General features: G+C 45.2%; 21 protein-coding genes. 5 read left to right on the forward strand and 16 right to left on the reverse strand.

Annotated elements, in window-relative coordinates; genetic code table 11:
• Positions 1-22: 22 nt before the first annotated feature.
• The 4 genes from MN199_RS12275 to bioH form a co-directional block, all read right to left on the reverse strand.
• On the reverse strand, positions 23-1108 hold the full coding sequence (locus MN199_RS12275; RefSeq protein ID WP_335739616.1) for a metallophosphoesterase: 1086 nt from the start codon (positions 1106-1108) through the stop codon (positions 23-25).
• A gap of 199 nt (positions 1109-1307) precedes the next feature.
• Positions 1308-2198, reverse strand: coding sequence for a putative metalloprotease CJM1_0395 family protein (locus MN199_RS12280; protein WP_335739617.1), 891 nt, complete (start codon positions 2196-2198; stop codon positions 1308-1310).
• Positions 2199-2202: 4 nt separating this feature from the next.
• On the reverse strand, positions 2203-2505 hold the full coding sequence (locus MN199_RS12285) for a flagellar basal body rod C-terminal domain-containing protein (RefSeq protein ID WP_132580951.1): 303 nt from the start codon (positions 2503-2505) through the stop codon (positions 2203-2205).
• Positions 2506-2581: 76 nt separating this feature from the next.
• A complete protein-coding gene (bioH, locus tag MN199_RS12290) occupies positions 2582-3391 on the reverse strand; it encodes a pimeloyl-ACP methyl ester esterase BioH (RefSeq protein ID WP_335739618.1) in 810 nt (269 codons plus the stop codon).
• 47 nt (positions 3392-3438) lie between these two features.
• Between bioH and MN199_RS12295 the strand changes: the two genes are divergently transcribed.
• A complete protein-coding gene (locus MN199_RS12295; RefSeq protein ID WP_335739619.1) occupies positions 3439-4149 on the forward strand; it encodes a ComF family protein in 711 nt (236 codons plus the stop codon).
• On the opposite strand, the gene MN199_RS12300 is transcribed toward MN199_RS12295, so the two are convergent.
• Positions 4146-6686 carry a M14 metallopeptidase family protein gene (locus MN199_RS12300; protein ID WP_335739620.1) on the reverse strand — a complete coding sequence of 847 codons (2541 nt, stop codon included), beginning with the start codon at positions 6684-6686 and terminating at the stop codon, positions 4146-4148. The genes MN199_RS12295 and MN199_RS12300 overlap by 4 nt on opposite strands.
• A gap of 124 nt (positions 6687-6810) precedes the next feature.
• On the opposite strand from MN199_RS12300, the gene nfuA reads away from it, so the two are divergent.
• Both nfuA and MN199_RS12310 read left to right on the forward strand, forming a co-directional pair.
• Entirely contained in the window at positions 6811-7389 is a 579-nt protein-coding gene (nfuA, locus tag MN199_RS12305; protein WP_132580945.1) for a Fe-S biogenesis protein NfuA, read from the forward strand.
• A 79-nt stretch (positions 7390-7468) separates the two neighbouring features.
• Positions 7469-8476 (forward strand): polysaccharide deacetylase family protein, encoded by a 1008-nt coding sequence (locus MN199_RS12310; RefSeq protein ID WP_335739621.1) that lies wholly within the window; start codon positions 7469-7471, stop codon positions 8474-8476.
• Here MN199_RS12310 and MN199_RS12315 read toward each other — a convergent pair.
• The 5 genes from MN199_RS12315 to MN199_RS12335 are packed head-to-tail and all read right to left on the reverse strand — an operon-like array spanning position 8469 to position 12245.
• Positions 8469-9110, reverse strand: coding sequence for an SCO family protein (locus MN199_RS12315; protein ID WP_132580941.1), 642 nt, complete (start codon positions 9108-9110; stop codon positions 8469-8471). The genes MN199_RS12310 and MN199_RS12315 overlap by 8 nt on opposite strands.
• The gene (gene cyoE / locus MN199_RS12320; protein WP_132580939.1) at positions 9100-10011 is read right to left on the reverse strand and encodes a heme o synthase; all 912 of its coding nucleotides are present in this window, start codon (positions 10009-10011) and stop codon (positions 9100-9102) included. Before cyoE ends, MN199_RS12315 begins: the two co-directional genes overlap by 11 nt.
• Complete coding sequence (locus tag MN199_RS12325; RefSeq protein WP_335739622.1) at positions 10008-11012, reverse strand: COX15/CtaA family protein; 1005 nt, start codon at positions 11010-11012, stop codon at positions 10008-10010. The genes cyoE and MN199_RS12325 overlap by 4 nt, the downstream gene beginning before the upstream one ends.
• Positions 11009-11521, reverse strand: coding sequence for a hypothetical protein (locus tag MN199_RS12330; RefSeq protein ID WP_132580935.1), 513 nt, complete (start codon positions 11519-11521; stop codon positions 11009-11011). Before MN199_RS12330 ends, MN199_RS12325 begins: the two co-directional genes overlap by 4 nt.
• The gene (locus tag MN199_RS12335; protein WP_132580933.1) at positions 11514-12245 is read right to left on the reverse strand and encodes an SURF1 family protein; all 732 of its coding nucleotides are present in this window, start codon (positions 12243-12245) and stop codon (positions 11514-11516) included. The genes MN199_RS12330 and MN199_RS12335 overlap by 8 nt, the downstream gene beginning before the upstream one ends.
• A gap of 26 nt (positions 12246-12271) precedes the next feature.
• Between MN199_RS12335 and MN199_RS12340 the strand changes: the two genes are divergently transcribed.
• Positions 12272-12481 carry a DUF2909 family protein gene (locus tag MN199_RS12340; protein ID WP_132580931.1) on the forward strand — a complete coding sequence of 70 codons (210 nt, stop codon included), beginning with the start codon at positions 12272-12274 and terminating at the stop codon, positions 12479-12481.
• Positions 12482-12484: 3 nt separating this feature from the next.
• Here the strand turns inward: MN199_RS12340 and MN199_RS12345 are convergent, their stop codons facing one another.
• The 5 genes from MN199_RS12345 to lexA all read right to left on the reverse strand — a co-directional run bounded on the left by MN199_RS12345 (position 12485) and on the right by lexA (position 17579).
• Positions 12485-13363 carry a cytochrome c oxidase subunit 3 gene (locus MN199_RS12345; RefSeq protein WP_335739623.1) on the reverse strand — a complete coding sequence of 293 codons (879 nt, stop codon included), beginning with the start codon at positions 13361-13363 and terminating at the stop codon, positions 12485-12487.
• 1 nt (position 13364) lies between these two features.
• The gene (locus MN199_RS12350) at positions 13365-13922 is read right to left on the reverse strand and encodes a cytochrome c oxidase assembly protein (protein ID WP_335739624.1); all 558 of its coding nucleotides are present in this window, start codon (positions 13920-13922) and stop codon (positions 13365-13367) included.
• 9 nt (positions 13923-13931) lie between these two features.
• Positions 13932-15515, reverse strand: coding sequence for a cytochrome c oxidase subunit I (ctaD, locus tag MN199_RS12355; RefSeq protein WP_132580925.1), 1584 nt, complete (start codon positions 15513-15515; stop codon positions 13932-13934).
• A 3-nt stretch (positions 15516-15518) separates the two neighbouring features.
• Positions 15519-16589 carry a cytochrome c oxidase subunit II gene (coxB, locus tag MN199_RS12360; protein ID WP_132586618.1) on the reverse strand — a complete coding sequence of 357 codons (1071 nt, stop codon included), beginning with the start codon at positions 16587-16589 and terminating at the stop codon, positions 15519-15521.
• Positions 16590-16961: 372 nt separating this feature from the next.
• The gene (lexA, locus tag MN199_RS12365; RefSeq protein ID WP_132580923.1) at positions 16962-17579 is read right to left on the reverse strand and encodes a transcriptional repressor LexA; all 618 of its coding nucleotides are present in this window, start codon (positions 17577-17579) and stop codon (positions 16962-16964) included.
• Positions 17580-17710: 131 nt separating this feature from the next.
• On the opposite strand from lexA, the gene plsB reads away from it, so the two are divergent.
• Positions 17711-20158 carry a glycerol-3-phosphate 1-O-acyltransferase PlsB gene (gene plsB / locus MN199_RS12370; RefSeq protein ID WP_335739625.1) on the forward strand — a complete coding sequence of 816 codons (2448 nt, stop codon included), beginning with the start codon at positions 17711-17713 and terminating at the stop codon, positions 20156-20158.
• On the opposite strand, the gene tesB is transcribed toward plsB, so the two are convergent.
• Positions 20155-21024: an acyl-CoA thioesterase II gene (gene tesB, locus MN199_RS12375; RefSeq protein ID WP_335739626.1), complete on the reverse strand. Its 870-nt coding sequence runs from the start codon at positions 21022-21024 to the stop codon at positions 20155-20157. The two genes, plsB and tesB, sit on opposite strands and share 4 nt — an antisense overlap.
• Positions 21025-21141 lie beyond the last annotated feature (117 nt).

The following is a 21141-nucleotide window of genomic DNA, read 5'->3' on the forward strand; positions in this document are numbered from 1 at the left end:
AGCTAATTAAGGCTAGCTTAACTTATTGCAGTGTTCGCATAGGCAGTTTTTTACCTAAAACTGTGCCGCGGCGTAACTCACCTTTTTGCCATAACAAAATCTCGCCAGCTTTACCGCGCTTAATATTGCTATCAACCGAGATAACCTTGCCGCCATAATGCGAAAACACACCGTCCATCGAGGTGTGTCCAACAACTATTTTACTCACATTCAAACGGGCTAACAGTTGTGTTAACTCAGTCTCCGTGAGACTATTTTCTTCGCGAAAATAACCGCGATACCACAGCGGGCCTAAAGAGCCATACAAGAAATTAAGCATCGGTTGCTGTTTTAATGCATCTTTAGCCATACCAAGAGATTGTCTAAACTGTTCGTTGACCTCGGCCAACGATAAGCCTAAAGCTAAGTAATCAGGGTGCATACCACCATGCATAAACAGCATATCGTTAACTTGCAGCAAAACAGGCTTAGTGCGCAGCCATTGTCCCAAAATAGTGTTTTCAGCATACAGCCCGGTATAATCAGTGCCTAACTGCTCCGCAACCTTCGTATATTTTTCATTTACATAGCGCAAGTCGTTATATAGCACCATCGTTTCATGGTTACCCAGCAACAGATGCACTTTACCCCCAGCAGCTTCAGCCTGCTGCTCTAGTTGATACAACCACCAAAAAATTTCTGTTACCTGAGGTCCTCGGTCCATAACGTCACCGACTACCACCAAATGCCCACTACCGAACGACCAGTTAAAATCGGCATCGACTATCGCATTAGCCTGCAGTAGTGTTGTCATAACACCATACTGGCCGTGAATATCACTAAGTACAGCCAGGCTATCAGCGGTAAATTGCACCTTGGGATCAACCGCTTTATGCTGACGAAGTGTAATATCTCTCGAATAACCACATACCGGTTTAATAACCTGGTTTATCGGTTGAATTTTTTCAACAGGTTGGCTATTGCACACCCATTGCACCTTCAATTGCTGTTTATTATCGCTGTAAAATACGTAAGGGCCGTCATCAGCTATAACCTGATGACTACTGAACAACCCACTAAGTATAAGCACCGATAAAGCGATAAACGTATTGGTTAACGGTTGAAGCATAGTTTTTTCCTATATAGTCAATAAAAATAACTGAGCACTGCAAACAGTTAATGCGAGACTGTTTTAAGCAGCATGCAGCAAGACTACTGCAGGAACAATCGACAGTCGGTGGCGGCAGCACTATTTTCGGCCGTTTTATTATCTTTTTTCACTCTATTAGGGGCAGTGCGAAAGAATATTTAGCGTGGCGGGTTAAAGCTTAAACTTGGTGTAGTGATTGACGCACTAAGGGCTCAGTTGCGCGCTGATAGAAACTTGCGATAACACCATTTCTTACTTGCATTTGCGTAGGCATAGCCAAGGTTTGTCGTACCTGGCTTTTTAACGTAATGTCACTTTGAGCGTCGTCAGCCATATTAGCGGCCGAGTCAGAACCATTATCTTGCTCGATTTCTGGTAGGCCTTTGCCCATACTGCTAGTTTGCTTTACAAGTTCAGCCTGTGCCTGAGCTTGTTGCTGCGCGGCTTGCACAGCAATACGTCGGTCGGCCGATGATGGCTCGCCTGGCGCTAGAGCGGCGGCTCTAACTTGCTGCATTTTTTGTATTGTCGCTTGCGGATCACCCGGTATCGGTGAAATGTCTATTTGCACTTCGCCATCTACCGCATATCGCTTACCATCAGGGCCAAGCTCGTAAGAATAACTTGGCGAACCGGCATGGCTACCGCCTAAAGCTGCGTGAGCCTGTTCATGTATTTTCACTTCTTGATCACGGCTTTTTAGCTGTTGAATTTTCTGTTGTTCTTGCTGTTCTGCTTGTTGCTGTTGTGTATCGCGCTGTGCTGCTTGCTCTTCTTCGCGTTTGGCGTCATCACCCTGTTGTTCTGGGTCTGGCTCACGCTCACCGCGACCATCAATAGCTTGCTGTGTTTCTGTTTCTTTACCCTTAGCATCGTACAAGCCGCCGGTAGAGGAACTATTACTGCTAGAACGGGGTTTGTCATCACTAACTACCGGTTTTTCTGCGCCGGATTTCTCTACTTGTTTTACTGGCGTAAATAAATTCTGACGTAGCGAATCGCTCCGCGCCATTTCGGTCGGCGGGTTGGCGGTGTTAATGCTAACGTTAGGATAATTAGATACCAGCATTTATCTACACTCGAATATCAATCACAGTGCCAAGCATTTCATCGGCTGCTTGGATGGTTTTTACGTTTGCCTGCGCATTGCGTTCTTCTTGGCCCAACTGCACTAAGCTATTGGTTAGCGATACTGGTTGCTGCGCGCGCAAACTACGTGCCTGATCTGGTGCGTCTGCTTGCGTCAGCGCTTGGTCAGTTTCTACTGCTCGATTAACTTGAGTTTGTTGATTAATGTTTAAGGTTGCATCGGTAACGCCCGCACTGGCGCGCGAGAAACCTTGCATACCAGAATATAACGCCGACTGAATGTTCATACTACAACTCCTGCAACCTTAGCAATACTGTCTAATTATTAACCATAATGAGACTAAATGAAAGGGCAGCAGCAATTTAGCTGTGTTCACCGCCGTTAACCGCTAATTTATCCAGTTGTAGCCAGCCATTAAGCCATGCTACAAACTCAGTTGGCGCAGAAATAAACGGCGCATGGGATACATGCTCAAGCACACTAAACTGCGCCTGCGGCTGCAGTTGCTGCAGCCGTTCAACTACCTTAGCAGGCACCAAGGCATCAAGCCGACCATAAAGACCAACAATAGGCTGAGTCAGTGCAGAAAATTCGTCTCGTAAATCAGTTCTCAGTAGTTGTAGCGCGCCCTCAATGGCTGCTAATTCCGGTGTTGGGTAAGCCATTATCGCTTGCTTTAACGCTTTAATATCCTGCCGTGCCGTAGCGCTGCCCATAGCTTGTATCGCTAAAAATCGCTCGATGGTTAATGTTAAGTTGTTACTTAGCGAATGAGCAAACTGCTGCATAATCGACGAAGCCATTCCAGGCCATGCTGGCTCAAAAGAAGCTGATGGCTCAATAGATGACGGCTGTGCCATAAAACACGGCGACGCAGCCACCAACCCTAGCTGCTGTACTTTTTCAGGAAAACGGCTAGCCAAACCAATAGCCAACAAACCGCCTAATGACCAACCGCAAACATAGCTGTTCGCCGGTATTTCTTGTGCTAATTGCTCAACAACAGCATCAAGTTGATACGGTTTAGGAAACGGTCTATTTAAACCAAAGCCAGGTAAGTCAGGGGTAAGTATCTGTAGCTTATTACCCAACAGATGCGTAATGCCTTGCCACACGCCTTGATTCAGCCCCCAGCCGTGCAGAAGCACCAGTGTTGGTTTGTCAGAACTCATTCTTGCTGCCATAGTTGTTAAATTGTAAATTAAAAGGACTTAATTTATTGCACCATTTTATTGTTTGGCTGCAAAAAATCTGGCATTGGCTGTTGCCGACACCTTGTTTGTGGTGCAGTTTACCGGTTCAGCATTTTAAGCGCCAGCTATGCAACGCCTGCCAACACGCCTTGCCAGAATTGCCTTATCAGCTATGCCATTATAATTTACTGTGGTTACCCAGTGTAGCGCGCGGTTTAGCAAAACCCGGTTTTAATGCTTTGCTTAGTGTTGGTTATTATCAACAACCTTACCAGCATTGGCTGCAGCGTTGGAAATTTGGTCAAGACTATGCGGCGGGTGATTTATTACAACAGCAATTTACTGCGCTAATGAGGCAGTACCAACAACATAATAATACCTTACCGGAAGCGATAATGTTTGTGCCTATGCACGCCAGTAAGCAGCGCAAACGGGGTTTTAATCCAGCACAGGTTTTGGCTCAGGCCGCGGCGGCACAATTACACATTCCACTTTTACCGTTGCTTACACGGCCAAAACGTCAACAAGCGCAAGTAGGTTTAGACCGCAAGCAGCGCCAGCGAAATTTACGCAATGCCTTTGTGCTGCTGCCTAATTCAGTGATACCAGCGCGCATTGCGCTGGTTGATGATGTAATAACTACAGGAGCTACTGCCAATGAACTATGTAAAATTCTGCGCCGCCATGGCGCAGAACATATCAGCTTATGGACCGTAGCCGTAACGCTGGCGCCCTAACGCGCTGACGCACTAAACGCTGTGCCTAGGTACATCGCATTAACTAACAACCGGCTTGAACCATAAAAGTAACCGCGAAATACCGGGTTATCACTCATCGCTATTACTCGGCCTTTACCAAGATTATGTGCCAACATTACTGCACTTTGGCTAATGCGCGGCACATATTCTGCTGCGGTATAGCCGGCTAATTGCGGGGCACTGCTGTATAAAGCTACGTTAACAAACGGCGTGTCGCTAGGTTGTAATAACATAGTGCCATTTTTAAATACCGGCAGCGTATTGCGGGTTAAACCAAACGTAAGTGGGTGACTTAAATCTAGTTCAGCCTGATAAATTGCTCCAGCAATACGCTGTTTACCCGCGAGTAACTCTTTATCTTGGTAGCTAAGATCATTACGCGGTATTAAACCTGTCATTTCATCACCTTGCCACACACCAGCTTGCAATAAACCTACTTTTGCCAACCAAGCTGCGCCGCGCTTATGGCCCCACAGCACACCACCACGCTCGGTCCAAATTTTTAGCTGGTTTATTTCTTTGTCTTGCCATTGATTATAATTGCCATCCGGTAACACAATATGGCTATAACGGCTCAAGTCTAAAGATCTTAGCTTTTCCGGTTCGGCTAAGGATGGTGAAATGCCCGCTAGTCGCTCTAAGTTGTACCAGGTTTCACCCGCCTCAATCGAGTTAACATCATTTCCCGCCAGCAATAGTACGGTAGGCATAGTCACTGGAACAAACTGGCTACTGCCTAAATCACTGCCTTTAGCCGTTAAGCCAGTGCGAATAGCATAAATAGGTAGCGCAAACCGCTGTTGTACTTTTTGTAACCGCGCAAACCAATCTGACTCTGTTTGTAAACCCGCAGCCAACACCATGGCGCCAGCTTTTAGGTTTATTTCACTATCATTGCTAGTCGCGGCAAAATCGGCCATTGCGGCACGCACTACCAGTTTTTCTGCTAATAACGCTTGCAGCAATAACGGCGCCTGTTGATCTTGCCAGTTAAAGGCATAAGCATAAGCACCGGCGGTTAATGGCTTGCTTTTTTCAGCATTAAGCTGCCACGACGCACTTAATTGTGCTTTAGCAGGTTCACGGTTAACTGCAGCAAACTGAATATTAAAGGCATAAGGTAATGTCCAAGCCGATACGTCATAAAACGTATTATCGTTAAAGCTTTTCTCGGTGCTAAACATGGCCTTTATTAACCGGTACTGCGGCTGTTGCAACGGAATATAGTAGCTGTTGCCAGCGCTATAGGTAATATCACCTTCTTGCCAGTCGCGGCTTAGTTGATAAATTTCTACATTATGGCGCTGCAACAACTCTAACAGCGATGCCATACGGCTTTTATCAGCCGTTTCGGTCAGTATGTAACCTTTGTTTTTACTGCTTTTTGCCTGGCTAGCAGCCGACTTATAAAAATCGTGCTGGTATGACAATAAATCCGCTCGTTTAGCTACCGCACCGCGAATGGTAGATAAAGACGCTGTCAGTTGGTTTTGAATGGTGTCGCTAAAGTTCAATAAACCATTAATTGAGTCTTGTGCATGGCCGCGGCTACTTGCTTGCTCAAACAAAATTCCTACACTACCTTGAACATCGGGGTAAGTTGAGCCTTTGCCGACATAAAAATCATCAAAACTTTCTTCGGTAAAATACAGCTGTTTAGCTTGATCAAAGGCTGCCGCATGAAATTTAGCCAGCTCCTGAGTTAGCGTAAAATTACGTTTTGGCGTTAGCGGATAATTGCGGCTAGGAATACCCGGCTGAAAGAAAAACGTGCTGTTAGTACCCATTTCATGGTAATCGGCAACGATATTTGGCAACCATTTTTGATACTGCGTAATGCGAGCACGACTTTCAGGATGTTGCAATAACAACCAGTCACGGTTTAAGTCAAACCAGTAATGATTTGCGCGACCACTTGGCCACGGCTCATTATGTTCGCGATGCTGGGTGTCGGCAACTGCAGCTGCACCTTTGTGCATATTTGCCCAATGCGCAAAGCGGTCAAGACCATCGGGGTTTAAACTCGGGTTAAGAATAATAACGGCATTATCTAGCCAATTACGCACCTCATCATTTTGTGCCGCAGCTAAATATTGGGCGACTAATAACGAAGAATTAGCACCACTAGGTTCGTTACCATGAATGCTATAACCCAACCAAATAATAACCGGCGCATCGGCTGCGGTTTCTTCGCCGCCGCGTGCCGCATCAATATGCTGTTTACGAATTTGCTCTAAACGCTGTAAATTTCGTTCTGAAGAAATAATCAACTGCAGTAACGGCCGCTGTTCGTGGGTATAACCAATAGTTTCAAACTGCACTCGCTTTGACGCGGCAGCAAGCTGCTCGGCATAACGCTGAATTTGATCATGGCGCACATGCCAGTCGCCAACGTTATAGCCCAACACTTGGTTTGGTGATGGCAGGGTTGAATTTTCAACACTGGGCACATATTTAGTATCTGCAACACTGTAAGCACTAAGCGCAAGTAGCGCTAATAAGGTGTAACTTTTCATAATTGATATCCTCTAAGCTGCGGCTAAATTAGCGAGAACAGACGCAAAACTCAAGCGGGGCTGGCATCACCGAAACAGGAGGAGTATCATAGCCATTAACCTAGTAATTTAGTCAGGTACTCTTATGATTATGATTTCTGAACAGGCACAAGAGCATTTTGCCAAGCTGTTATCTAAGCAAGCAGCTGGCACCAATATTCGGGTGTTTGTTGTTAACCCAGGCACGGCCCAAGCGGAGTGCGGCGTATCTTACTGCCCACCAGACGCAGTGGAAGAAGCTGATTTAACCTTAAACTTTAACGGGTTTAATGCGGTAGTAGATAGCGAAAGTAAACCATTTTTAATTGACGCGGAAATTGACTTTGTTACCGATCAAATGGGTTCTCAGCTTACATTAAAAGCGCCGAACGCCAAAGTACGCAAGGTGAGTGACAACGCCTCATTAATGGAGCGCGTGCAATACGTTATCGATAGTGAAATAAATCCACAACTAGCCAACCACGGTGGCCGTGTATCTGTAATGGAGCTGACACCAGAAGGTGTTGCGGTATTGCAGTTTGGTGGTGGTTGTAACGGCTGTGCTCAAGTTGATTTAACACTAAAAGAAGGCATTGAAAAAGAATTGCTCAATCGCTTTGTTGGTGAGCTAACGGCCGTAAAAGACGTTACCGAACACGAACGCGGTGAGCACTCTTACTACTAAGCCGAACGGTAACCCTGACTAAAAAGAGCCAGCTATTTACGGATAATAAATAGCTGGTTTTTGTTATATTGAGGTTGTGATGCTACGTTTCATTCTGCCTTTGTTGCTATTAACCTTGTTGCCGGCACAGGCGGCTGTAATGTTAATTTATCACCATGTTGCTACCGATACGCCGCGAGTTACTAGCGTTACGCCAACCGAGCTACGCCAGCATCTACAGCACTTAAAAGACAATCAGTTTCAGGTTGTCGCCTTAGATACACTTATCAGTCAATTGAAAAACAACCAGCCTATTGCCGATAATGCCGTGGTTATTACGTTTGACGATAGTTATGAGAACAACTTCACCACTGCACACCCAATACTGCAAGAGTTTGGTTACCCGTACACCATTTTTATTAGTCCTGGCAGCATCGACAAGGGTGATGGCCCGCTATTAAACTGGCAACAAGTAAAGCAAATGTCTGATGATGGCGTACTCGTAGCCAACCACGCTATGTGGCATGAACATATGGCAAAACCAGACGCTGGCGAAAGCCAAGCACAGTGGCTTGACCGAATGAAGCAAAGCATTTTAAGTGCAGAAGCAAGCATTGAACTGCACACCGGGCAACGTCATCAATGGTTGGCTTATCCTTACGGCGAATACAGTGCTGAATTGGAAAAACTAGTATTAGATCTTGGTTTTATTGGTATTGGTCAACACTCTGGCGCAATTGGTAATAATACGACACTAAGCAGTATTCCGCGCTACCCAGCGGCAGGCCAGTACGCCGAGCTAACTAACCTTAGCCAGAAACTACGCACGCTACCTTTTCATATTAGCGACTATCATGGCGTTAACCCAGTTAATAAGCAAAACCCGCCCACACTGACTGTTACTTTGAATACTGCAGACTTTAAACCACAGCAATTGCAGTGTTTTTCCGGTAGTGAATTAATGAAACCAAGCTGGTTAAATGATAATACCTTTAGTGTTACCGCAACAAAAACCTTAGCAAAAGGCCGCAGCAGGTATAACTGCACGGCGCCAGCATTAAGTAAACCGGGCTATTACTACTGGTACTCTCAACCTTGGCTTAATTAGCGTTAAGCTTGTTTAACACCAGAGGGAAATCAGCCCGCAACTGCTCAACATTAATAACCGGCAATTCGCCCTGTTGCATTGGCGGTTTAAACATTGCCACTAACTGGCCCTGCGGGTTAATAAGCGCAACCGATGCACTGTGGTCAACCAAGTAATCTTCTGCAGTAGTGCTACTAAGTGCATACATAAGCCCTAACTGACGCACAAAAGGAAACAACTGATCATGCCCTGCCGTCATGCCTAGTACGTTTGATTGGTCAAAGTAATTAACATAACGATTAAGCTGCTCAGTATTATCACGTTTTGGATCAACAGAAATAAACCATATTTTTAAAGGCTGCTTTACTAAAGTCGCTAATTCTGGTTGCGCACCAGCAAGCTTTGCCAATGTAAGCGGACAAATATCGGGGCAGGAAGTGTAACCAACAAAAGCCAGTGTCCACTGGCCGTATAATCGCTCACGATTAACCAACTCACCATGCTGATCGGTTAAATTAAAGTCGGCTAAAGCCCTAGGTTGCGGATAAACTAATGCTAGCTTGGGTTCGTTATTCATCTGCGACAGCTGGTACAACATAACACCAACAACCAGCGCTGCAGCTGATAATAAAACGTAAGTTAGGTTACGAAACATAGATCGGTGACACCTTAAAGTAATGGTCAACTAACAACAGCAGAAATAGTACCATTAGATGCACAATTGAAAACTTAAATGTCGCCATTGCGGTGCCGGTATCAGCATTAAACTTCAATTTCCATGCGTATTGCATAAAGCGGAAATTTAGCAGAGCGCTGCCGACTAGATAAATTGCACCACTCATACCGACTAAATATGGCATTAAACATACCAAGAATAAGATAACGGTATAAAGACAAATCACACTTTTAGTAAAGTCGATACCATGGGTTACCGGTAACATTGGCATATTTACTTTGGCATAGTCGTCGCGTCGATGAATAGCCAAAGCCCAGAAGTGCGGAGGCGTCCAAGCAAAAATTATCATCACCAGCAATAATGCGTGGCCATGAATTTCGCCGGTCACAGCAGTCCAGCCTAATAATGGTGGCATTGCGCCAGCCAAACCACCGATAACAATATTTTGTGGTGTAGCTCGCTTTAAAAACATGGTGTAAACCACGGCATAACCAAATAGGCTGGCTAGGGTTAACCACGCAGTTAACGCATTAACCACAACATACAGCACAACAAAACCAGCAACCGCCAAACCTATTGCAAAACTGGTTGCTTGAGTAGTACTAATGCGCCCTTTTGCCACTGGCCGGCTATAAGTACGCGCCATCTGGGCATCAATACGCTGGTCTACCACATGATTAATAGCGGCCGCCGCCGCCGACAGCAAACCTATGCCTAAGGTAGCAAAAAACAATGTTTGCACACTAGGTAAACCAGGCACGGCTAGCATCATGCCTACCCACGCGGTTAATACCAGTAGCGCTACAACTTTAGGCTTAGTTATTTCTAAATAGTCACGTAGCCGGTTATTGGCGGCTCTTGCTTTTAGTACTGCAGTCATAGTGTCTCCTTGCCTACGTTGGTATTACTATGGCGCAATTGCATATAAATTAGCACCAGCAGCATTAACAGGTTTGCCGCAACAAAGTTGTGCGCTACAGCGTTAGCTAGTGGTAAATGCAATACCACGTTCAACACACCTAAACTAAACTGTAGCAGCAATAATAGCGCTGCGGCTAAGGTCAGGCGTTTTAAAGTGCTGCTTGTCGCTCGACGCCATACCTGTAGCAAAAAGCTGGCCAGCACTAACAAGGTTATTACTGCGCCAAAGCGGTGAAACACATGCACGGTTTGCCGGGCTTCAGCTGACATCACACCGTATTCGTAATCGTCATGGCCAAGGTGTAACGAAAAAGCTTCACTGACATTTAGGCGTTGCAACCAGCCTTGCTCACATACCGGTAGCTCTATGCAAGCCAAAGCCGCGTAGTTTGCTGCAGTCCACCCACCTAAAGCGATTTGGCAAATTAATATCGCTATTACTAGCAAAGCAAAGGGCTGTAGGGATATTAGCTCAGGTTCAAACACGCGATATTCTGGATGCAATTTTAGCCAATGCACGGCAAGTAAGCTTAAAATACTAAAGCCGCCCAATAAATGCCCCATCACCACTAATGGCAACAGGTTTAACGTAACTGTCCACATGCCAAGCGCGGCTTGAAACACCACCAAAGCCAGCAACACACTGGGTATTACTTTGCCGCTATGCTTGCTAAATATACTGCTGAAAAAAATAGCAGCGATCAGCAAACCTAAGCTACCAGCAAAATAACGATGCACCATTTCGTTCCAAGCTTTATGTGCTACCACCGGTCGCTCAGGAAATGCCTGCTCAGCCGCAGTAATATGATGCTGCAGCTCTGGGACTTTTAAAAAACCATAACAACCTGGCCAGTCGGGGCAACCTAAACCCGCATCGGTAAGCCGAGTGTATGCACCTAATAAAATAACACCCATAGTAAGAAAAATAGCGATACCTGCCAGCCATTGTTGTGTTCTCATGCGCTAGTCCGGTCGTAATTAAGTAATTTAAGTAAGTCTTTTCGAATGGCCTTGGCTGTTAGTGCCATTTCACTCTCCGCCTCTGGCATCGGGTAGCTAAGTAGCACCAAGCCTTGTTGGTCGATCAATAAAATACGCTGTTCAAGTGCGGCAGGTACAGCTTGGCGTGGCGCACTTAATACAAACATCGCGTAGTCGTCAGGTACAGCTTGTTGGCTAATTAGCACTGGCTGAACTTGGTCTTGCTTACGGCCTAAACCAATATAAAGCTGCTTTAATGTAAATAGTGCCTGCAAGCAATGTTCGTTGCACTGCGCTTTTGATGTAACGGCCAAGCGCCAATGCGCTTGATCCTTGGTGGCGTCAAGCAAAAACACATCAGACTGCTGCCACTGCCCATTACTAGAGGCGCCACCGTTATACCAGCCCATTGCCAATACCACCTTAGCGGCTAATAATGGCAAGCCACAACAGAGTAAAAATAATAGCAAAAATTTGTTTTTATTCATGTTTTGCTTTTCCTTGATGACTAGCGGCTAGAGCCACGCCCAGCACGACAACTGCCAACAAAAACCATTGCAGTGCATAACCCCGGTGCTTTTCTGGTAGTAATACCACCGGCTTATAATGCGGTATAAAATCGGTATTATTTTGCTGATATAACAGCGCCGGATATAACGACAAATGGCTCATCGCAGACAGCTCTTCATAATTAACTTGTTGAATACGCATTGGCCAGCTGCCGGTTTGTTCTGCATTTTGGCCAAGCAGCATTAGGCCATCTACTTTGGTTCGTAACAAAGCCGATAGCGTAAATTCCGGCCGGATCGTCAGTTGGGGGAACTCATCACGCTGTGCTGTTGCTGCCAGCCAACCTAAATTAACTAATAAAGGTTGGGCTAAACCATCCGCTTGTACCGGAATAATTACGTCGTAACCTACCCGCCCATCAACAATTTGGTTATCTAGCAGCCAAATTGCTGGCGCTAGCCAACGCACTGATCCTTGTACCGGAATACCATCTCGGTCGGCACTATTAATAGTTTCAAGTTGTGATGGCGACAGTGCACCTGCTGTTTGTAGCACGGCCAACCTTGCTAGCTGCTGGGTTTTTTCTTCAGCGCGATTTAGCTGCCACAAGCTCAGGTTGATTAAAATAACAAAAGCGGTCAAAGTGAGACCAGACCACAGCGGATTAAGCGTAAAGCAATGATTTGCCAGCTTAACTTGCATGACAACCACGTTGGAGTTTGTAACCTATGTTGATTAAATTAATTATCATCGCGCTACTACTTTTTATTATTATTAATTTAGTTCGTGCTGGACTGGCCATGCTTAAACAGGATCAGCCCAATGTTAAAATGTCGCGTTTTATTGGTTGGCGAGTCGTGTTTTCTGCCCTTTTGTTGTTGTTACTTTTTATTGCGCAGGCTATGGGGCTGATAGAGCCCAACCCCAGACCATACTAAACGTCACAGTACATAAACAAACACATACAAACACAACCACACCACATCAACAAAGTGCCAATACCAAGCACCGGCGCGAAAGGCAAAATGCTTTTCTGGCGTAAAGTGTCCTTTTAATATCCGCAAAAACACAAAAATTAAGATAATTGTGCCCAGCGTAACGTGCATGCCATGGAAACCAGTCAGTAAGAAAAAGGTGCTACCGTAAAAACCTGAAGCTAAGGTTAGACCTAAGTCAGTATAAGCATGAATATATTCATATACTTGTAAACTAAGAAAGGTAATACCCAATACGATAGTGACAAACATCATCAGCTTTAGCGTGCCGCGTTTACTTTGCTCCAGTGCAACATGCGCAAAGTGCAACGTAACAGACGATATAACCAGTATTGCCGTATTAATTAGCGGCAAACCAAATGCCGGCATCGCTTGAGTTTCAGTGCCGCCTGGCGTTTTTAACAACGGCCACATCGCTTCAAACTCTGGCCATAGTAACTCAAAGGTCATGGCATTATTGCTGCCACCACTTAGCCAGTTCAGTGCGATAACTCGACCGTAAAATAAAGCACCAAAAAACGCCATAAAAAACATCACTTCTGACATAATAAACCAGCTCATGCCATAGCGAAACGAACGGTCCATTTGATCGCTATATAAGCCACTCATCGACTCATCGATAATGTTTTTAAACCAACCAAACAGCATTAGTATTAATACAGCAAAGCCGGCAGTAAGCATGTAGCCACCAAAACCCGGCTGTTGTTTAGTTACCTCGTTGACAAAGTTTCCAGCACCCACTGCGATTAAAAATAAGGCCACGGCGCCGACTATCGGCCAAGGGCTTTGCGCGGGAACATAATATTTTTCATAGGTTTTATTCATGTTATTCCCCTAATTGTGCTGATGCCGCTGTGCCTTCCCAAGCACTAGTGACATCATACAAAGTGTACGACAACGTAATAGTCGAAAATTGACTAGGCAGTGCTGGGTCGATATAAAACTGTAATGGCATCAACATGTTTTCACCACCAGCTAAGTGTTGTTGGGTAAAGCAGAAGCATTCTATTTTGTGAAAATATAACGCGGCCTGACCTGGCGAAACCGACGGTACGGCTTGGCCGATAATCAACCTTTGGGTTGGGTTCTCTGCTAAGTAATTCATAATATGAATTTCACCGGGGTGCACTTTCATCCGCGTAACTTCGGGCTTAAACAGCCATGGCATTTGCTTATTCGGCCGTGCAATAAACTCAATGACAATTTCGCGGCTAAGATCAACCACCGCAGCCTCAGCTGTTGCCGCCGTGGTCGCGGTTTTGCCGTTAATACCGGTAAGATCACAAAATACGTCGTATAACGGCACCAAAGCGAAGCCAAAACCAAACATGCCCAAGGCAACAATGGCCAGTTTTAGTGTTAATGGTGCGTGCTTCAGTGCCATACGTTGCTCCTACTTAATCTCTGGCGGTGTATCAAAAGTATGGTACGGTGCCGGTGAGGGTATCTCCCACTCCAAACCTTCCGCGCCTTCCCACACCCGTGCCGTTGCTTTTTGTCCACCACGAGCACATTTCACTAATACCCAGACAAAAATCAGTTGCGATGCGCCAAACAAGAAACCACCAACGCTAATAAGTGCGTTAAAGTCGGCAAACTGCAGTGCGTAGTCTGGAATTCGGCGAGGCATGCCGGCTAAGCCAACAAAATGCATAGGAAAGAACAGTAAGTTAACTGAAATAAGTGAGCACCAAAAATGCCACTGCCCTAGCTTTTCGTCGTACATATAGCCGGTCCATTTCGGCAACCAGTAGTAAGCGGCGGCAATTATGGAAAACACGGCGCCTGTTACCAGTACATAGTGAAAGTGCGCTACCACAAAGTAGGTGTCATGGTACTGAAAGTCAGCAGGTGTAATCGCTAACATTAATCCCGAAAAACCGCCGATGGTAAACAACACCACGAAGGCGAGCGCAAACATCATAGGTACTTCAAAGGTCATGGCACCACGCCACATGGTGGCAACCCAGTTGAATACTTTTACCCCAGTTGGCACCGAAATTAGCATGGTGCAGTACATAAAGAACAATTCAGCAAACACCGGCATACCGGTAGTAAACATATGGTGCGCCCAAACCAAAAATGACAATAAGCCAATACTGGCGGTGGCATAAACCATTGATGAATAGCCAAATAGCCGCTTACGCGCAAAGGTTGGTACTATGCTAGAAACAATACCAAAGGCCGGTAAAATCATGATGTACACTTCAGGGTGACCAAAAAACCAAAAGATATGCTGAAATAGCACAGGGTCACCACCACCTGCCGCGTCAAAAAAGCTGGTAGCGAAGTACTTATCAGTCAGCACCATAGTTACTGCACCTGCTAACACTGGCATCACCATAATTAGCAAGAATGCGGTAATTAACCAAGTCCAGACGAACATTGGCATTTTCATCCAGGTCATGCCGGGCGCACGCATATTGAAGATAGTAACAATTACGTTTATGGCGCCCATAATGGACGATATACCCATAATATGTACTGAGAACACAAACAACGCGGTGCTGTCACCACTAAATTTGGTAGATAGTGGAGCGTAAAAAGTCCAACCAAAGTTTGGCCCGCCACCTGGCATAAATAACGAACCAAGTAGAATTAAAAAGGCAAAGGGTAAAATCCAGAAGCTCCAGTTATTCATCCGTGGCAATGCCATATCTGGCGCGCCAATCATAATAGGGATCATCCAGTTGGCTAGGCCAGTAAAAGCGGGCATAACCGCACCAAACACCATAATTAAACCATGCACGGTGGTCATTTGATTAAAGAAATTCGGCTCTACAAACTGCAACCCTGGCTGAAACAATTCAGCGCGGATCACCATTGCCATACTGCCACCGATAAAAAACATAATCAGCGCAAATACTAAGTACATGGTGCCGATGTCTTTATGGTTTGTGGTATATAACCAGCGCTTTATGCCACTGGGTCGATGGTCATGATGCTCATGCTCGTGATCTGTCACTACTGCACTCATCCGTTATTCCCCTTTACCTTGCATAACCGCATACACGTCCGCAGCCTGTACCAGCTCACCGGTACTATTACCCCAAGCATTACGCTCATAAGTAATTACCGCTGCAATTTCTTTTAAACTTAATTGCTTAGCAAAAGCTTGCATTGCAGTACCGGCCTTGCCATGAAGTACAATATTAATATGGGCAGGCTGATCATTTAAGGCGATGGCACTGCCTCTTAACGCTGGGAATATACCAGGCAGACCTTCACCATTCGGTTGATGACAAGCTGCGCAATGGCCAACATAGGTGCGTTCGCCCACACTCATCAGCTCTTCTAAACTCATATTCATGGCCAAAAGTTCTTGTTCTTCTGCCTTAGCTTTAGCAATGCGTTCAGCTTCAGCATTAAGCCAGATGTCAAATTCGGCCGGCGTTTTGGCAATCACTACAATTGGCATAAAACCGTGATCTTTACCGCAAAGCTCAGCGCACTGGCCACGATAAACTCCGGGTTCATCAATACGTGCCCAAGTTTCATTAATAAAACCCGGGTTAGCATCTTTTTTTATCGCAAAGGCAGGCAGCCACCAAGAATGGATAACATCATCGGAGGTCATTAAAAAGCGTACTTTTTTGCCAGTCGGCAGCACTAATGGACGATCAACTTCCAATAGGTAGTTGTCGCCTTTTTGCCAGCGGTTTGAAATTTGTTCTTTGGGCGTTGCCAGCAAAGAATAAAACTCAACGTCATGTTCAAGGTATTTGTAATGCCACTTCCACTGCGAACCAGTAACCACCACAGTGATATCCGCTTCAGAGGTATCTTCCATGGCAATTAATGTTTTCGTGGCCGGAATGGCCATAAGAATGAGCAAGACTACAGGTATTGCGGTCCAGACTACTTCTACTTTGGTGCTTTCATGAAATTGAGCCGGCTGCACACCACGTGCTTTTCGATGGCGAACGATAGACCAAAACATGATCCCGAACACCACTGCTCCAATAGCACAACAAATCCAGAAAATTGTCATGTGTAGGGTATAAACCTTCTGACTTATTTCTGTAGCCCCTTGTGTCATATTAAGGGGCATTTCTTTAGCGCTAAGGGAAACAGCTGAAAGCAGGGTTGGCAGCGACCAACGAAGACTACGCGTTTTCGTCACTGGACTTCTCCTCTGTCATTTTGCAAAGCAAACTGCAGAAACTAAGTACACAGTAATTCACGGTTCCTACACACCCACACCGAATCTATGCGTTAAGTTTCATCAGCTAATTATTGTTATTATGGGTTTGACGATTGTCGTCGAAACCAAAACTGACCCTATTGTTATTTTTTAATCAGTTTCAGCTTAAGAATTGTCCAAATTACGCGAAGTGTAAACCCCAAAAACAAAAAAACGCGGGCAAACCAATGAGGTCATACCAGCGCATCTTTGAAAATAACCTTTTGACTCTAGTATAAATTATAGCCAAGAGCCATTGCGGATAACGCCTACAGCCAAACCTTCAACGGCAAAATGCTGTGCACGCAAGTCTACTTTAATTACGTCGAAATCTTTATTTTCTGGCTGTAGCAACACAGTACTGCCATCACGTTGGAAACGCTTTACCGTTACCTCTTCGTCAACACGAGCTACAATTACTTGCCCCGGCTGGGCTTGATTAGTTTTATGTACTGCCAGTAAGTCACCATCTAATATACCAATATCCTGCATACTCATGCCCTGCACCCGCAATAAAAAATCGGCGTGCGGCTTAAACAGGTTAGCATCAACCTGATAATGCTCCTGCACGTGCTCAGCAGCTAAAATAGGTTGGCCGGCGGCTACCTTACCTATTAAAGGTAAACCTAACTGTTCAGGTTCATTAGTGTCAATTAAGCGAATACCTCGCGACGTGCCAGGCATCATTTCTATCGCGCCTTTTTTTGCCAGTGCTTTTAAATGCTCTTCAGCAGCATTTGCTGACTTAAAACCTAACTGCTGCGCTATCTCGGCGCGTGTTGGTGGCATTCCGCTATCTTGTTGATAGGTTTTTATCAGTTGCAGGATTTCTGCTTGTCTTGGCGTTAGTGGTCTCATAGTGCTGGTTACCTGTACAGTGAATACTGTGAGTATATACAGGCGTATTGCAATTGCAAGTTTCTGGTTATACGCAATTTTCTGCGCTGCATTGCCATGTTATGCTATGCCCCTTTTTTGCTTAGGGTGAGATGGCGATGTTTCGGCCGATAAAATTATTTGCAGCCTTATTAAAATGGCCGATGTTGCCACTGTTGAAGTACAAAATTGTCCCTGAGCAACCAGTGAATGAGCTTGAGTTAGATAAAAACAGACCATTTTTTTATATTTGTGCTACCGAATCACCTGCCGATTTCGCCGCCATTCGCCGTGCCTGTAAAAAATTAGGCCTGCCTGATCCGGCAGATGACGTTAACCTAAACGGTAAGACGTACCTACGTACGCTCTTTCTGGAAAAGCCACATACCTTAGTGTTTAAACGTGGCAAAACCCAAGCATTAGCTCAAGGTAGAGCGTTACTACAAGCGCATTTAGATAACCCGCAACTAGACGCACAACTAGTACCTATAGCATTGTTGTGGGGCCGCGCACCGGGAAAAGAAAACAGTATCAGATGGCTGCTAGGTGAAGCTCATGCACCAAATTGGTTGGCCAAGCTGCTTATAGTATTAATTTCTGGCCGCCATACATTAGTACGCTTTAGTCGTGCGGTCGAACTACGACAAATGGCAGCACAATTTGGTGCTGAGGCAGAAACCGCACACAAGTTATTGCGTATGTCGCGCTTTCACTTTTACCGACAACGTTTGGCAGCTACTGGCCCTAAACTAGCGAATCGGGCGCAACTGTTTAACTCATTACTCGCCTCGCCCGCGTTAAAAAAAGTAATAGAAGATGAAGCCAAAGCGAAACGTATTTCGGTCGCTTCAGCTCGGCAAGAAGCTAAGAAACTGTTACTTGAAATAGCAGCAGATTACCGCGCATCTACATTACGCGTCGGCGACAGGGTTCTACGTTGGTTATGGAACAAACTTTATACCGGCATTAAAATAAATAATGCAGATATGCTGCGCGAGCTTGCACAAAAAGGCCATGAGGTTGTTTACATACCCTGTCATCGCAGCCATATGGATTACCTGCTACTAAGCTATGTTATCTATCAACAAGGCTTAGCTCCGCCACATATTGCTGCGGGTATTAACCTAAACTTTTGGCCCGCTGGGCCAATTTTTCGCCGCGGCGGTGCCTTTTTTATTCGGCGTAGCTTTAGTGGTAACAAGCTTTATTCCGCGGTATTTCGTGAGTATTTATGTCAGTTATTTAGTAAAGGCTACTCAATTAAATACTATACAGAAGGTGGACGAAGTCGCACCGGCCGGCTGCTACAACCTAAAACCGGTATGCTAGCCATGACCTTGCAATCGATGCTGCGAGGCATTGATCGTCCAGTAACCTTAGTACCCGTTTATCTAGGTTATGAGCATGTAATGGAAGTGAACACTTACCTGCGCGAGTTAAAAGGTTCTGGCAAACAAAAAGAATCGGCGCTTGGTGTGTTAAAAGCTATTCGTAATTTACGTGATTATGGTTATGGCCATGTGAACTTTGGCGAACCCATTACGCTGAACAGCTATTTGAATCAGCACGTGCCTGATTGGAAACAAGACATTGATCCAATAGAAGTGCAAAAGCCGCAGTGGCTTAATCCCGTTGTTGCTACATTGGCTGACACTATGATGCAGCGCATTAACCAAGCGGCTGCCATTAATAGTATTAATCTTATTGCTTTGTGCTTATTAGCGACCGATAAAAAAGCCCTAACGCGTACTGAATTAACACAGCAAATCGAGTTGTATCTCGGCCTGCAGAAAACTGTGCCTTATCATGCGCAAGTAACTTTACCCAACGAAAGCGCTGAGCAGCTAATTGAACATGCGCTTACATTACAAAAAGTGCAGCAGCAAACCGACACCTTTGGCCAGCTAATTAGCCTCAGCGAGGATAACGCTATTTTGCTCAGTTATTATCGCAATAACATCCTACATTTATTTATTTTGCCCGCCATTATCGCTAGCGCACTGCTACATCAACGTGAAATAAATCAAGCTCAGCTAATCACCATAGTGCGGCAGCTGTATCCGCTGCTACAACAAGAATTATTTTTGGCTGTTACTGATTTAGATGCTCACTGTGCCAGTTTGCTAAACTATTTTGTTGATACCGGCCTTGCTGAGCAGTATGGCGAAAACTATCGTTCAGCCACTCAGCGCAGCCAAGGCTACTTTATGTTAAGCCTGCTGGCTCATAACGCCGAACACACACTGCAACGCTATGCCATGCTATTACAACTAATAGAAAGCCAAGGTCCACAAAGTCGGATTGATTTAGAAAAACAAAGCCACGAGCTGGCACAGAGAATGCTCAATTTACACGGCATAACCGCACCAGAATATAATGACAAGCAGCTGTTTTCTACCTTAGTAAACGCACTTAAAGATAGCGCTTATATTCGCACTGACGAAACTAATCGCGTTCTTACTACACCACAATTATCGGAACTTAATACCACCATAAGTATGCTATTGCGTAATGATGTATTACAAAGTATCCATAATATTGTTCCGACCAGCATGCTTTAGCGGCTGGTCGGGTAAGCGCGAATAACACCTTCTTGCATGGTAGACGCAACCAGTTTACCAGATCGATTGAAAAACTGCCCGCGAACTAGTCCTCGGCCACCTGACGCACTTGGGCTATCAACAGCATATAATAACCAATCATCAAAGCGAAAGTCTTGATGAAACCACATGGCATGGTCAATAGTCGCAACTTGCATATTAGGCGCCATAAATGACTGGCCATGTGGCTGCAATGCTGTCGGTAAAAAATTAAAATCAGACGCATAAGCCAACATATACTTATGTACACGCAAGTCATCTGGCATTGGCCCGTTAGCTTTAAACCAAACATAACGTTTTGCTGGGCTAACTTCTGCTTTAAACGGGTTTTGAAAATCAACTGCTCGCATTTCAATAGCTTTTTCGCAGATAAATTTGCTGCGCAAGCTCTCGGGTATTAAATCAGCGTGCTGCTGATAAAATTCTAAATCTGAGACTAAATCTTCTGGCGCAGGCACCTCCGGCATAATGTCTTGGTGCTCAAAACCTTGTTCTTCAGCCTGAAAAGATGCTGTCATATAAAAAATGGGCTTGCCAAACTGTATTGCGCTTACACGGCGCGTGCTAAAGCTTTTACCATCGCGGATATTTTCTACTTCATAGACGATGGCTTTATCTGCATCGCCAGGCCGTAAAAAATAAGAGTGAAAAGAATGAATTTTACGATCTTCAGCAAGAGTTTCTTTCGCAGCCGATAGCGCCTGCCCCATTACTTGGCCGCCAAATACCGATTTAAATCCCAAATCCTGGCTTTGGCCGCGATACAGGCCCTGCTCAATAGTCTCTAATTTTAATAACGCGAGCAAATTTTGTAATACCTGACTCATTGCAGCTCCTTATATTGCGCTTGCCTAAAGTACAACGATATTCTGCCGCAAACAACCGCGATCAGCAAAGTCACTTTTCGTGTTTAACGCGGGGTTTTTGCCCTACCGTTAATTTGA

Source organism: Rheinheimera metallidurans, assembly GCF_036983985.1.
In the GTDB taxonomy this organism is placed as follows: Bacteria; Pseudomonadota; Gammaproteobacteria; order Enterobacterales; family Alteromonadaceae; genus Alishewanella; species Alishewanella metallidurans.